The sequence below is a fragment of the Microbulbifer sp. genome (genome assembly GCF_051659245.1).
Taxonomy (GTDB): Bacteria; Pseudomonadota; Gammaproteobacteria; order Pseudomonadales; family Cellvibrionaceae; genus Microbulbifer.
The window spans coordinates 1-13,722 of the sequence record NZ_JBOFOC010000021.1; the positions used below are offsets into that span (position 1 = coordinate 1).

At 60.8% G+C, this 13,722-nt stretch carries 13 protein-coding genes; all 13 read right to left on the reverse strand.

Features of this window, described 5'->3' with window-relative positions:
- Positions 1 to 285: 285 nt before the first annotated feature.
- The 13 genes from ACRC0P_RS02180 to ispG all read right to left on the reverse strand — a co-directional run bounded on the left by ACRC0P_RS02180 (position 286) and on the right by ispG (position 13,676).
- Entirely contained in the window at positions 286 to 1,185 is a 900-nt protein-coding gene (locus ACRC0P_RS02180) for a phytanoyl-CoA dioxygenase family protein (protein WP_438628078.1), read from the reverse strand.
- A 498-nt stretch (positions 1,186 to 1,683) separates the two neighbouring features.
- A complete protein-coding gene (locus ACRC0P_RS02185) occupies positions 1,684 to 2,454 on the reverse strand; it encodes a hypothetical protein (RefSeq protein ID WP_438628080.1) in 771 nt (256 codons plus the stop codon).
- 72 nt (positions 2,455 to 2,526) lie between these two features.
- A complete protein-coding gene (locus ACRC0P_RS02190) occupies positions 2,527 to 2,913 on the reverse strand; it encodes a hypothetical protein (RefSeq protein ID WP_438628082.1) in 387 nt (128 codons plus the stop codon).
- A gap of 11 nt (positions 2,914 to 2,924) precedes the next feature.
- Positions 2,925 to 3,512 (reverse strand): hypothetical protein, encoded by a 588-nt coding sequence (locus ACRC0P_RS02195; protein WP_438628084.1) that lies wholly within the window; start codon positions 3,510 to 3,512, stop codon positions 2,925 to 2,927.
- 77 nt (positions 3,513 to 3,589) lie between these two features.
- Complete coding sequence (locus ACRC0P_RS02200; RefSeq protein WP_438628086.1) at positions 3,590 to 4,096, reverse strand: arsinothricin resistance N-acetyltransferase ArsN1 family B; 507 nt, start codon at positions 4,094 to 4,096, stop codon at positions 3,590 to 3,592.
- 63 nt (positions 4,097 to 4,159) lie between these two features.
- Positions 4,160 to 4,720 carry a zf-TFIIB domain-containing protein gene (locus ACRC0P_RS02205; protein ID WP_438628088.1) on the reverse strand — a complete coding sequence of 187 codons (561 nt, stop codon included), beginning with the start codon at positions 4,718 to 4,720 and terminating at the stop codon, positions 4,160 to 4,162.
- A 527-nt stretch (positions 4,721 to 5,247) separates the two neighbouring features.
- The gene (locus ACRC0P_RS02210; RefSeq protein WP_438628090.1) at positions 5,248 to 7,140 is read right to left on the reverse strand and encodes a DUF885 domain-containing protein; all 1,893 of its coding nucleotides are present in this window, start codon (positions 7,138 to 7,140) and stop codon (positions 5,248 to 5,250) included.
- A 126-nt stretch (positions 7,141 to 7,266) separates the two neighbouring features.
- A complete protein-coding gene (locus ACRC0P_RS02215; RefSeq protein ID WP_438628092.1) occupies positions 7,267 to 8,088 on the reverse strand; it encodes a mechanosensitive ion channel family protein in 822 nt (273 codons plus the stop codon).
- A 28-nt stretch (positions 8,089 to 8,116) separates the two neighbouring features.
- Positions 8,117 to 8,371, reverse strand: coding sequence for a DNA-3-methyladenine glycosylase I (locus ACRC0P_RS02220; RefSeq protein WP_438628094.1), 255 nt, complete (start codon positions 8,369 to 8,371; stop codon positions 8,117 to 8,119).
- Between the two features lie 181 nt (positions 8,372 to 8,552).
- Positions 8,553 to 9,557 carry an SDR family oxidoreductase gene (locus ACRC0P_RS02225; protein ID WP_438628096.1) on the reverse strand — a complete coding sequence of 335 codons (1,005 nt, stop codon included), beginning with the start codon at positions 9,555 to 9,557 and terminating at the stop codon, positions 8,553 to 8,555.
- A 323-nt stretch (positions 9,558 to 9,880) separates the two neighbouring features.
- A complete protein-coding gene (locus ACRC0P_RS02230; RefSeq protein WP_438628098.1) occupies positions 9,881 to 10,894 on the reverse strand; it encodes an IS110 family transposase in 1,014 nt (337 codons plus the stop codon).
- Positions 10,895 to 11,023: 129 nt separating this feature from the next.
- Positions 11,024 to 12,286 carry a histidine--tRNA ligase gene (hisS, locus tag ACRC0P_RS02235; protein WP_438628100.1) on the reverse strand — a complete coding sequence of 421 codons (1,263 nt, stop codon included), beginning with the start codon at positions 12,284 to 12,286 and terminating at the stop codon, positions 11,024 to 11,026.
- A gap of 277 nt (positions 12,287 to 12,563) precedes the next feature.
- Positions 12,564 to 13,676, reverse strand: coding sequence for a flavodoxin-dependent (E)-4-hydroxy-3-methylbut-2-enyl-diphosphate synthase (gene ispG / locus ACRC0P_RS02240; protein WP_438628102.1), 1,113 nt, complete (start codon positions 13,674 to 13,676; stop codon positions 12,564 to 12,566).
- Positions 13,677 to 13,722: the final 46 nt, after the last annotated feature.

Below are 13,722 nucleotides of genomic sequence, written 5' to 3' on the forward strand. Positions count from 1 at the left end.
TGCGCGCTCCGATTACATCTTGTCGGCGCCAAAGGCGACCACGTAGAGAAGCCTGAAACTCAGTAACAGCTGTCCAGTGCAAAAACCAGATTAGTGGTTGACTTCAGGGGCCGCTTTAGAGAAGCGGCCCATGGCCGCGATCCGGCTTTCAGCCAACCCTGAACTCCAATCGCGGCCATGGGCAGATTTTTGCCCCTGCAAAATATGCATTTCCGCTGGGCGGCATTCCGCTGGGCGGCACCCCGCCATCCCTGGCGGTCGCCGCTCCTACAAAGACACTGTGGCTCAGGCGGCCGCCAGGCTCGCCGGGCTGTAATCCCGGCTGCTGAGAAAACCCGGGCGCGGCTTGAGGCCGCCGAAGGGTGCCACCGGTTTGTTTTCCACGCTGTTGTACACGCACATCAGCACCTTGCGCGGGTCGTTGGAAATGTTGTCCGGCGAGCCGTGCAGCAGGTTGCACTCGTGGATCACCAGGGTGCCCGGCACACCGGTAATCGCGTGTACCTCCCGGTCCCGCAGAACCTCGCGCATGGTCTCCGGCCTGGGTACGCCCAGCACCTGCCGGCGCAGGGAGGATTTGTAATTGTCCTCGACGGTTCTGCCGCAGCAGGAAACATAGAGCTTGTGGGAGCCGGGGATCACATACAGCGGGCCGTTGTGCTGGTGGTTCTCGCTGAGCATGATCCAGGCGGTGAGGGCGCGCATCCTGGGCATGCCGTCCTCCACATGCCAGGTCTCGAAGTCCGAGTGCCAGGCGAAGGAACGACCGGTGAAGGCGGGTTTGTTGTTGACCCGGGATTGCATCAGATACACATCCGATCCCAGCAACTGGCGCACCAGCGGCAGGATTTTCGGGTGACGGAAAAAGCGTTCGATGTGCCCGCTGAAACCGCAGGGATTGAAGATAGTGCGAAGCTCGTCGCTCTCCGGCTCGCACACCAACTCCTCGCATCCGCGCAATTTTCCGCGCAGTTGTTCGATTTCCGCCAGCAGCGGTTCCACCATTTCCGGCATATAGCCGGGCAGAACCAGGTAGCCGTTTTTTTCGTAGTGGTCCAACTGTTCCCGCTCCAGCGACGCCCCGCTTTCCGAAGGCTCTCCGCCGTAGACCACCGGGTCCTGTCTGGGGATGATTTGTTCCCTGCCACCCAACCGGGAAGGGTACAGATCATCTTGTGTATGCATGACTCCTCCTGTAATTGTTGAAGATTTGTAACTACGTACCCCCTTTGGGGGAGAGGGGGAGCCGGTCAGCGCCACCTCCCCCGGCCCCTCCCCCGCAAGCGGGAGAGGGAGAGTAGTTACGGAAATTTTTAATTACTAAAACGGCAGCACAGGGCCCTACTGCGCGAGCTTCGCGAACGCCAGGGGCGCGAGTATTGTGTTTACCGCTGTTAGAAAGGCCGCAACCTCGACGGTCGAGGCCACTTTGTTTGAACGGTGAGCGAGTCACCGGAGGCAATTTGCGGCGGATGCCGCAATGAAAGATATAAATCGCACCAGTCAATTTACAGGCGTATTATTCCAACGCTTTCGGCCCGCCAAGTCAAGCGGGTCCGGGGAAAAGTCACGCCGGGGAATAAATCCCGTAGTCGTCCGCATCGCCGCGGCAGCCGGGAATTTTTTGCCGGCGCAGAGTACTGCCGGGCAATACCCTGCGGACGATGCGCTCATGGCAATAACTTATTGGACGATAAAACTGGTCTGGTCGACGCCGGTGTTTCCGGTCCTGGGATCGTAGGCGTAGACCAGCAACTGGTAGACGCCCGGTAATTTCGCCTCCAGCGGTGCGCTGAAGGTACTGGTGTCCTGTATCTTCAGCGGCACCGTTTTGTAAAGCTCGCCGTCCTTGCGCACTATCGCCGCCACCTCCATTTTGCTGCCATCCCAGAGGCCGTCCGGGGTCAGCGCGCAGCCGCACATCATCACCACGTTGGCCTTGATTTCAAACGGGCTGTCCGAAGCCGGTACCACTTGATGGGTCTGCGGGCTGAGCAGATCCACCACCATACCGGGGACCTCGACGATCAGGCCGTCGCCGTCGATCGGCTTGCCGGGCACCAGCCAGGTCTGGGTCTGCGAGAGCACCCGCGCCTGCCGCTTGATCGCCGGCGCCACCACCTCCACGGTGAGAAATACCGGTTCGTCGATCTCCAGGGTGGCCTTGAAAGCGGCCGCGCCCTCGGCGATGGAACCGTAGCGACTGTGGGGCTGGCGCATGATTTTATCGGTATTGCCGGTGCTGCCCTCGGTCAATCCCTCCGCGAGCAGGGCGCCGCTGTCCGCGTCGCGGATACGCACCAGTGCGCCGCCGATGGAGGAGCCGATAAATTTGGCGTCCCTGGCTTTGGCGCGCACCACAATATCGGTGGCAACCGGCTCGGCCATAGCGGCCGCTGCGGAGAATTGGAAGAGTGCGATGACGATGGCGATCAGCCACTTCAAACGGTTCACAGGCGGGCTCCTTGAATTTTGCAGATCGGGTGGCAGTTTACCGGTGCGGAAGCGCCCTGGGCAAAAACCGGCTCACTGCCTGGAGCGGCTATAGGCCTCCTGCGCATCCGCCAGCCTGTAGACGCCCAGTTCTTCCAACCGCTGCGCGGCCCTGGGCCCGGAGCGACGCCAATCCGGGCCGTAGCTGGGGTAGCGGTCCACGTCGTAGCCGCCGTTCCAGTCCGCGGGATAGATGTCTGCGAAATAGGCGCGGGTATGGCGCTCCGCCTCAGCAGTGGCGGGATCGAGGAGGAAATCGAGCCGCCACTGCCGGCGCAGGCCGCCGCCCCGCTCATCGGCGCCGATTGACTCCTCCGCCAGCGGGCGCGGGTCGAATGCGCCGCGGATTACCAGGAGGCCGAAGACCCGGTAGTGGTCACCATCTTCGGGAGCAGGTATCAGACTGCCCGATCTGGCCATAGGATAAAACTCTATAACGAGGCTCCTACAAAAGCTTCATAGAGGCCAAATCCGACAAGTGCCCAAAACGCCAAACCAATGGCTATCCACAGGTAGTTGGCCGGAGCCAACTGTGCGTTGCTTTCACCCTCTGGATCATCACAGGCAATATTTATTGCCGTCTGCGCCTTATATAATACCCAGATCGTCATAGGGAAGGTTATCAAGCTGACAAAATCCAAAATTGAATATTCAGGGACGCTCGTAGAAACCCATCCGGCAATGATTCCCGCTATCGATAAGATTACATAGATTCCCGCCATCATTTCCGGAGACCATTTGTATCCGGTTTTCGAGTATTCAACCCGGATGTCGATATTCCGGAACAGGGAATGAGCAAAAAAGACAGAAAATATTGCCCGCATAACCGGCCACATATTTACATTGTTAGCTTGCTTGTAAAGACTCCAGTTCCTGTAGAACCAATAAACCTCATAGAGCCCACAAGTCGTGACATAGAGAATCAAAAATTTGGACTTTGAAACGACATAGAACTCATTGCTGACCGCTTCTTCCTGCTGCAAATCGGCCTCAGGTGCCTGGTAGATATCAGCTTCCAATTCTCTTCCTAACTTGTTTAAAGATTCAAAAAGTGTTCTTTCGGACACTCGCCGGATCGATTCTATGGAACAAATTATCAGGAACCGTTCAGAATCTTTTGCCAGTAGCCCACATCAATCCATTGGCCGAACTTGAATCCGACTTCCCTGAAGTGGGCAATCTTCTCCATACCGAGCTTCTCATGCAGCGCGACGCTCGCCGGGTTTGGCAGCGCGACCCCACCGATAACAGAATGTAATCCCTTTTCTGCCAGCGCATCGAACAGCGCTTGATACAACAGGCTTCCGATGCCCTTCCCCCCGGCTCCCGGGGCGAGATAAACCGTAGTCTCCACCGAGAATCGGTAGGCACATCGCCCCTTCCACTTTGAGGCGTAGGCGTAACCTAAAACCTCCCCGGAATGTTCTGCCACCAGCCAGGGAAGGCCGGAATGCTCAATCTCAGAAGTACGCTCTTCCATTTCCGGGACGGCGACTTCCGATTCTTCGAAGGTGACGGTCGAGTTCAGCACATAGTGGTTGTAGATTGAGCAGATTGTCGGCACATCGGTTTTGGCAACCTGCCTGATATTGATCTCACTCATAACAGCACCAGAATTTATGGCAACTCTAGAAATTGTGTGTGAAAGACTTTCCCGGAAACCGGGCTATTTTTCGGCGGAGTAGGGGTCTTCCGCCAGCAGATAGGCGCGCAGGTCGGCCTTTTGCGGCTGCGCCTGTAGCCAGGCGCGCAAGTCCTTGATTTTTTCATAGACCTCTTCTCCGAACTTCTGCCGGTAGATTTCCGAGAAGGTTCCGCGGGCGCTCTCCTGTCGTACCTTTTGCTGCCACTGGTGGGTGACTACGGCGTTGAGGGAGCCGGCCAGGCCTTCGCTTTTCAGCAGTTCCCATTCACCCTTGTCCAGCCATAGGCCTCCGACGGCGGGGCTGTAGTCTACGCGGCGGTCGCTGCGGGAGGAGATGCGAAATTTCTGCATGATTGCACCGGAAACCGGACAAAGCAGCGCCTTCCTGGAGTCCGCCACATCCACCTGCGCGAAATCCAGGTCACTGGGAAAGGTGTGCTGCGGGTTGTGCTCCTTCCAGGCCACGTAATCCTCAATCAGAATCCAGTTGCCGCCGCAGGCGGAGCAGATATGGGCGCGGAACAGCTCATCCAGGAAATGAGGCTTCAGCACGCCGCTGTTACAGCTTGTACATTTGCGCATTTTCGAATTCCTTCACTCAATATAACCGGTACCTTACCATCGGGGGGGCTGCGGCTCTCAGCGGGGCGGCCGACGCGATACAAACGGCTGCGCTGAGCAGCTGGTTGAGAATTGAATGGCACTGAGTTAAGCGGAATCCCCCTGTAGGAGCCTGCTTGCAGGCGAATTGAGGTCGCTGGCAAGGCACCGGGAATGTTCGCCTGCAAGCAGGCTCCTACAGCGCAATCCTCAGGGGCAGGAGCAGCTCGGAGCTTAACTAAGTGCCATTCGGTTGAGAATTTGCATCGTCACCCCGGTGAGTACGATATCACACGGGAACAGAAACTCTATCGGCAGGCGATATGCGCGAAGTAAGCGCTGTTTATTGTGGCAGCGGATAATAGCGGAAGGGAGTGAGCCACAGCGGAAACCGTGGGCGGTATGGGTGTGGGTAAAAGTTGTCTTCAGGCGCGCAGCCCTTGGCTGGTTTCCCTCTCCCCCGACCCCTCTCCCGCAAGCGGGAGAGGGGAGGTAAGGGGACTTCTGGATTAAGCGTTCTTGACCTCTTCCACCCAACGGGCTACCCGGCTTTCCAGCACCGGCACGGGCAGGGCGCCGCCGCCGAGAACGGTGTCGTGGAAGCCGCGGATATCGAACTTGTCGCCCAGCTGCTCCTCGGCCTGCTTGCGCAGTTCCATGATTTTCAGCATGCCGATCTTGTAGGCGGTGGCCTGGCTGGGCCATACCAGGTAGCGGCGCACTTCGGAGCGCACGGCGGTTTCCGGGATGGAGGAGTTTTCCAGGAAGTACTGCACCGCCTGTTCTTCGGTCCAGCCCTTGGCGTGCATACCGGTGTCCACCACCAGTCGGATGGCCCGCCACATTTCCGCGGTCAGGTGGCCGAAGAGGTTGTAGGGGTCCTCATACGCGCCCATTTCCCGGGAGAGCTTCTCCGCGTAGAGCGCCCAGCCTTCCACGTAGACGGTGAAGTGGGCCTGGGTGCGGAATTGCGGAATGTCCTCCAGCTCCTGCGCGATGGAAATCTGCATATGGTGGCCGGGGTTGCCCTCGTGGTAGGCGACGGTCTCCATATCGGTGGTGGAGTAGGCGCTCATGTCGGCCAGGTGCGCGTAGTAAATGCCGGGGCGCGATCCGTCCGGAGTGCCGGGGTAGTAGTGCTGGGCACCGCCGGGCTGCTCGCGGAAGGCTTCCACGCGCTTGACGATCAGGTCCGCCTTGGGCAGCAGGCCGAAGTAGTCTGGCAGGTTCTTGCCGATGTTGCTGAGGAATGCTTCTGAGTCCTCCAGGTAGCCCTGGCGGCCCTCGTCGGTGTCGGGGTAGTAGAACCGATCATCCTCGCGCACGAATTCGAAAAAGTCCTGCAGGCTGCCCTCGAATTCCACCTGCTTTTTGATGGCTTCCATCTCGCTGCGGATGCGCGCCACTTCCTTGAGGCCGATCTGGTGGATCTCGTCGGCGGTCAGTTCGGTGGTGGTGGTCTCGGCCAGCCTCTGGTTGTAGTAGGCCTTGCCGTCGGGCAGGCTGCTGGCGCCCTGGGGCTCCTCGGAAGCCTTCTGCATATCCGCCTCCAGCCAGCCGATCAGCTCCTGGTAGGCGGGCAGGAATTGGGTTTCCAGGGCCTTGCGCGCCTGCGCGGTCAACGCGTCGGCCTGTTTCTGGTCTATCTCGCCGGCTTCCAGCAGCGCGGCGATCTTCTCCTTGGCGCCGGCCCACAGGGGGGCGTCTTCGCCGTCATTGAACGGCGCGCCGGCGATCAGTTTGGTGGACTGGTCGATGGCGCCCTCGTAGGCGAAGCGCGGCGGACGTATGCCCTCTTTGGCACTCAGCTTGGCGCGCTCCAGCAATTGGCCGATGGCGCGGGAGATGCCGCCGATACGGGCGATATAGGCTTCCATATCGGAGGCGTTATCCACCTTGTGGAAGTTGAGCAGGAAGTTGGGCAGCTGCGACTGGGCGCCGCCCATCTGCTCGAAGATATAGCCGTGGCGCTTGAACGGCTCGGCGGCCTTGGCCTGTTCGTACTGGTAGACCCAGATATCGTAAGAGGTTTTGCCCTCTGGGGTCAGTTTCCCGTAGTCGAAGTTCTTCTTCAGCTCTTCGACGGTCTTCGCCTGCCAGGCCAGCTTGCGCGCCTCGGCGGCCTCGCTCATATCGTCGATCTGGTCGTACAGCTCCTTGCGGCCCAGGTAGCTGAGCTGGGTGGGGCTGAACTGCAGCTGCTCTTCGTAGCGCTCATCGAGCCACTCGGTCAGGCGCGCCGTCTCAGCAGCCGGGTCGACGGCGGTGGTGGTTTCCGTAGCGGCGTCCTGCACCGACTGGGCACTGATATCGGCCTGGGTGCTCTCCTCGCGCTGGCATCCGCCGAGGATGGCGAGGGCCAACAGTGTGGGGATCAGGGGGCTGGTTTGCGTGATTCGCATCGTCTTGCCTCGGTTATTTTGTGCACACAGTAAAAACCGCGGTACTTTGACACGAAACCGCGGGAGAGTCGATTGCGCGGGGCCCGGCCTCCGACGCGGTTGCGCCGAGCCGACGGAAATGGACGGCTATTGGAGCTGCCCGGAACCACCGATGATGTGCAGCGCGCGCTGGGGGAAGGGGATGCTCAGGCCCTCGGCCTCCAGGGCCGGTTTAAGCTTTTCCATCAGGGACCAGTAGACGCCCCAGTAGTCGCCGGTGTAGGTCCAGGCGCGCAGCTGCAGGTTGACCGCGCTGTCCGCCAGCGCCTTCACCGCGTAGGTGGGCTCCGGGTCGTCGAGGATGCGCGGCTCCTGCTCCACCAGCCGGCGCAGCACACCCATGCCGGTTTCGACACTGTCGCCGTAGGCGATGCTCGCCACGATTTCCATGCGGCGGGTGGTGTTGCGGCTGAAGTTGGTGAGCGGCTGACCCCAGATAAAGCCGTTGGGAGCCGAGACATACAGGCCGTCCACCGTGTCCAGCTCGGTGGTGAACAGGCCCACTTCGCGCACCGTGCCCAGGGTGTCGCCGAACTGGATGGTGTCCCCCACGCGAAAGGGGCGCAGGCCCAGGATGATAAAACCGGCGGCAATATTCTGCAGGGTGTCCTTGAGAGCCAGGCCCACCGCCAGGCCGGCGGCGCCGAGCAGGGCGATCAGGCTGGTGGTGTTGGCCCCGAAGATATCCAGCACCACCAGCAGGCCGACGATGTACACCGCCCACACGGCAATGTTGCTGAGCACCGGGATCAGGGTGGCGTCCAGGTGGCGGGAAAGCCGCCGCACCCCGCGGCGCGCCAGCTTGGCGGCCACCACAGTGGCCGCCAGGGCGAGCAGAGCCCAGATGATTTTCAACGCTATGATACCGACCAGCGGCCAGTATTCCTCCAGCAGTGCGTTCCAATCCATTCCGGTTCCCCCTGTCGATTTCGCAGGTTTATAACAAATTTTTCGCGACGGCCTCGTCTACACAGAGCTGGTGTGCCGGGCAGCTCACCAGGTGATCGTTGACCATGCCGGTGGCCTGCATATGCGCGTACATAATAGTGGAGCCGACGAAGCTGGAGCTGGCCTTTTTCAGCGCCTTGCTCAACAGGGTTCCGTCGTCGGTGACCGGGCGGCCCCACTCCTCGTCGTGGTATTGCTGGTAGAGCGGGGTGGAAAGGCACCAGCTGCAGCGTTTTTCCGTCATAAATTTATTTACTCCCTGTAGGAGCGGCCCATGGCCGCGATAGGTATGCACTACGAAGCAAGTTTGATCGCGGCCATGGGCCGCTCCTACAAAGGCTACTGCCCACCGGAGAGGAAGTAGTGCTGGATCAGTTGCAGGACCAGTAGCACCGTCACCAGGATAAAAACGATATTTCCGCGATTCATGCCGACGCCTTCAACAGTTTTTGTTCCACCAGCCAGTCGTAACACTCCCGCAGCATGGTATCCAGGTCGGTGTCGGTTTGGTAGCCCAGTTCGCGTACCGCTTTATCGCTGCTGGCCACCACGCGTTTGGTGACCATCGCGGCCTTTTCCCGGGTGATCACCGGTTCGCATCCGCTGGCGATCGACCAGAGGTCGGAGAACCACCCCACGGCATGAATTACAAACGCCGGCATGGCCCGCTTCGGCGCCGGCTTGCCCAGCAGCGCGGCGATCCTGCCGAAGAATTCCAGGAAGCTGGCGTCCCGGCCCGCGAGGATATAGTTTTCCCCGCAGCGGCCTTTGTGGAAGGCGTCGATATGCGCCCGTGCGACCGAGCCCACATAACAGAAAGAGCCCTTACCTGGGGGCACGCCGGGCAGCTGGTCTTTTTCCATCAGAAAAAAGGTCTGCGCCCAGCTGCTGGTGTCGTACTTGCCGACGATGGCGCAGGGGTTCAGGAATACCGCGTCCAGCCCCCGTTCGATTTCCGCGCGCACCGCTTCCTCGGCGCGCTTCTTGGTATACAGGTAGCCGTGGCGCGGATCGTCCGCCAGCTTGGGGCTCCGCTCGTCGATGCGGCCGCTCTGGTAGCCGTAGGCACCGATGGAGCTGGTGGCGATCAGGCGGCCGGCGGTTTTACTCCGGGCGAAGGTCTCCCGCGCCACACGGGCGATATTGGCCGAGCCCTCCACGTTGTCCCGCCACTGCTGCGCATTGCCGCCGCGCCATAAGTTGGTATTGGCGGCCAGGTGGAATACCGCATCGGGGTTTTCCGGCATGGCGATGCGCAGGGAATCGACATCCGCGAGCGAGGCCTCCACCAGTTCCACGCCCTGTTGTTGCAGCCGATTGGTATTGGAACCGCGGCGGTGCATGGCGATTACCTGCCAGCCGTCGGCGAGCAGCTGTTCGATCAGGTTGGCACCGAGGAAGCCGGTGCCGCCGGTGACGAATGCGCGCATGGTTTTTTCCGTTATTTTTATTGGAATCGGGTTCTTGTAGGAGCGGCCCCTGAAGTCAACCACTAATCTGGTTTTTGCACTGGACAGCTGTTACTGAGTTTCAGGCTTCTCTACGTGGTCGCCTTTGGCGCCGACAAGATGTAATCGGAGCGCGCAGCCTGTCATCTCCTACGCGGGGTCAATATCGCTTCGCAATACCGCCCCAAGCGGCTCTCGTGGTCTGCGCGACCGAACTCAGTAACAGCCTTTCAGCTACTCCCTGTTTAACCCGTTTTCCTCTGCGCTGTCGGGCTCAGCGGAACCTCGCTACTGCCTTTTGCTTATCAGGCGGCTTTCGGGAAAGCCTGGAAGCTTTCGCCCTGTTTCCACAGTCGCCACAGCAGGATCGCCAGCTTGCGCGCCACCGCGACTTTGGCCTTGGCGCTGCCCTTACGCGTCTCCAAAGCCAAGCCCCACCGTTTCAGGGCGCAGTCCTTGCCCTTGGTCAGTAAGACATGGGCGCCTTCCACCAGGTGCCACCGCAGTTGGTTGTCTCCCTCCTTGGTGATCCGGCCCCGGTACTCCGTCTCCCCTGACTGACTGATACTCGGCGCCAACCCCAGGTAGTCCGCCACTTCTTCCCCCCGTTGAAAACGGCCGGGGTCGTCTATGGTGGCGCGATACAGTACGCTGATCATCGGACCTACGCCGGGTACGCTCTGCATTCTCTGGGTCACGTCGTCCGCCTTACTGCGTGCCTCGATCTCTTTGGTCAACTGCTTCTCCGCTTCCTTAGCTGTCTTCCAGAGCGTCAGCAGGTTCTCCATCGCTCCTTCCAGGCCCGGAACCTCCCGCCGTACCACCTCCTGGACAACCTTCTCAAACTCGCCGTTGCCCACCTTGCCCAGGCGGATGCCCTGAGCCCGCAGTAGGCCGCGGATCGTGTTCACCGTGCCCTGGCGAGTCTTGACTAGCGTTTGACGCGCCTTGCTAAGACTGCGCAGCTCCCGCGCTTCCGCGCTCTTGCGGTGCACCGGGCTGAACCAGCCACTGCGCCCTATATCTGCCAGCGTGCGGGCGTCCCGCCGGTCGGTCTTCTTCTTTGCCTTCATCAGGTTCTTGGCCAGCCGGGCGTCGATAATCACCGGCTCATGCCCCAGTTCCTCGACGATCCGGGCAGCCATCTCCGCCAGCGGACTGGCCTCCAGAATCACCTGCAGGGGCCCAAAACCGCTCAGCGCCTTGGCGAAGTCCCCCGTCTCGGTGGGTACTTCCACTTCCCGCAGAACCTTACCCTTTGGATCGATAATGCAGATGCTGCTTGATTTGCTCGCCAGATCAATGCCACAGTTATTCATGTCAGTCCCCTTCTGGTTTAAGGCGCTTAGCGACCTTGTGTTTCAAAACTCAACCAGTTTAGGGGACTGACCTCCTACTGAGCTAGATCTTGGCTCGCCGCTTTATTACATCTCCTACATATTTTCTTTTCAACCCCGCAACAATGCGGGCAGCTCGGCGAGCGCCACGGTCTGCTGCGGTTCATCGGAGCGCAGGTATTTCACCGTCACCTGGCCGGCAGCCGCCTCGTCCTCGCCGATAATCAGCGCGAAGTCGGCGTTGCTTCTGTCGGCCTTTTTCATCTGGCTCTTGAAGCTGCCGCCACCGCAGTGAGTCTGCAGGCGCAGCCAGGGCAGTTCGTCGCGCAGCCGTTCCGCGGCGGCCAAAGCGGCCGATTGTACCTCACCTACCGCCACCAGGTAGGCATCCACCTGTTGTTCCAGTGTGTCCGGCAGCACATCCAGGGTCTCCAGCAGCAGCACCAGCCGCTCCACCCCCAGGCCGAAGCCCACTGCCGGGGTGGGCTTGCCGCCCATCTGCTCCACCAGGCTGTCGTAGCGGCCGCCGGCACAGACGGTGCCCTGGGCACCGAGACTGTCGGTCACCCACTCGAAAACTGTTTTGCCATAGTAATCGAGACCGCGCACCAGCCGCGGGTTGATCTCGTAGGCGACGCCGGCGGCATCGAGCATTTCGCGCAGGCTGGCGAAGTGAGCCGCGGATTCGCTGTCGAGAAAGTCCAGTAGACAGGGGGCATCCGCCAGCAGTTCCTGGGTCTGGGCATTTTTGCTGTCGAGAATGCGCAGGGGATTGCGCTCCAGGCGCCGCTGGCTGTCCTCATCCAGCCGTTCCCGATGGGCGGTGAGATACTCCACCAATGCCTCCCGGTAGGCGGCGCGGCTGGCGGAACTGCCCAGGGAGTTCAGCTGCAGCTTCACCTGATCGGCGACGCCCAACTGGCGCCACAGGCGGGCGGTCATCACCAGGATTTCCGCGTCGATATCCGGGCCCTCGATGCCGAACACCTCCACGCCGAACTGGTGGAACTGGCGCAGGCGACCCTTCTGCGGGCGCTCGTAGCGGAACATCGGGCCGGTATACCAGAGCCGCTGGGGAGAGGTGAGCAGGTTGTTCTGGATGGCCGCGCGCACGGTGCCGGCGGTACCTTCGGGACGCAGGGTGACGCTGTCGCCGCTCTTGTCGTCGAAGGTGTACATCTCTTTTTCCACGATATCCGTGGACTCCCCCACCGCGCGGCTGAACAGCTGGGTGGCCTCCAGCAACGGGGTGCGGATCTCGCTGTAGCCGTAGCGGGCAAAGAGTTCGCTGAGGGTTGATTCCACGTACTGCCAGGCGGGCGACTGGCCCGGCAGCAGGTCATTCATGCCGCGTATTGCGCGAAGTTGTTTCAACGGTGTTCCTTAAACTCTTATCTAAAATTTCTGCACTTTTTGTAGGGCCGAAGACGCCGTGAAATGCCTGGAGCGGCCGGAGCAGCCCATGGCCGCGATCGGGTCCTGGGTAACCTGTAAGCAGAGCCTGGGCGGCCCCGCTACCGGTAGCCATTTGCTCAACAGCCTCATCGGCAAACGTTTCGCAAATGGCTCCCGGCATCGGGGCCTTCGCATCTGATTTTCGTATTCTTTTCCGAGTCCCGAGTCCCGAGTCCCGAGTCCCGAGTCCCGAGAATTATGCCTTCGCGATAATATCCGCTTCCCGCTCCGCCTTCGCCGCGGCCTTCTCCCGGATCAGGCGCTCCAGGTCGTCGACCAGGTTTTCATTCGTAAACTTGCGGTTTGGCTGGCCGTCCACATAGATGGCGTGGCTGGGGGTTCCGCCGGCGAGGCCGATATCCGCTTCCTTTGCTTCGCCGGGGCCATTGACGATGCAGCCGATCACCGCCACATCCAGCGGCGTGGTGATGTCTTCAAGGCGCGTCTCCAGTTCATTCATGGTTTTCACCACGTCAAAATTCTGCCGCGAGCAGCTGGGACAGGCGATAAAGTTGATCCCCTTGGTGCGCAGGCGCAGGCTCCTGAGCAGGTCCCAGCCCACCTTCACTTCCTCCACCGGGTCGGCGGCCAGGGATACTCTCAGCGTATCGCCGATGCCGTCCAGCAGCAGCGCGCCCAGGCCGATAGCGGATTTGACCGTGCCGGAGCGCAGGCCGCCGGCCTCGGTGATGCCCAGGTGCAGCGGTTGCTCGATTTGCTGCGCCAGCTTGCGGTAGGCGGCGGTGGCCATAAACACGTCGGATGCCTTGACGCTCACCTTGAAGTTGTGGAAATCCAGGCTGTCGAGGATATCCACATGGCGCAGGGCGGATTCCACCAGCGCGTCCGGGGTGGGCTCGCCGTATTTTTTCTGCAGGTCCTTTTCCAGGGAGCCGGCATTGACCCCGATGCGGATCGGGATGTTCAGGTCGCGGGCCTTGTCCACCACTGCGCGGATACGCTTCTCGCGGCCGATATTGCCGGGGTTGATGCGCAGGCAGTCCACCCCCAGCTCCGCCACGCGCAGGGCGATGCGGTAGTCGAAGTGGATATCCGCCACCAGCGGCACGTCCACCTGTTTCCTGATCTCGCCGAAGGCCTCAGCGGCATCCATGCTGGGCACGGACACCCGCACGATGTCGGCGCCGGCCGCCTGCAGGCGCCGGACCTGGTCCACGGTGGCGGCCACGTCACAGGTATCGGTGTTGGTCATGCTCTGCACCGAGATTGGCGCGCCACCCCCTACGGGTACATCGCCCACCATAATCTGGCGCGATACGCGGCGAACGATGGGGGATTCAAATTGCATAGACTGACCCGGCAGTTTCAGATGCTGAAAAATGAGGGGGGAATTA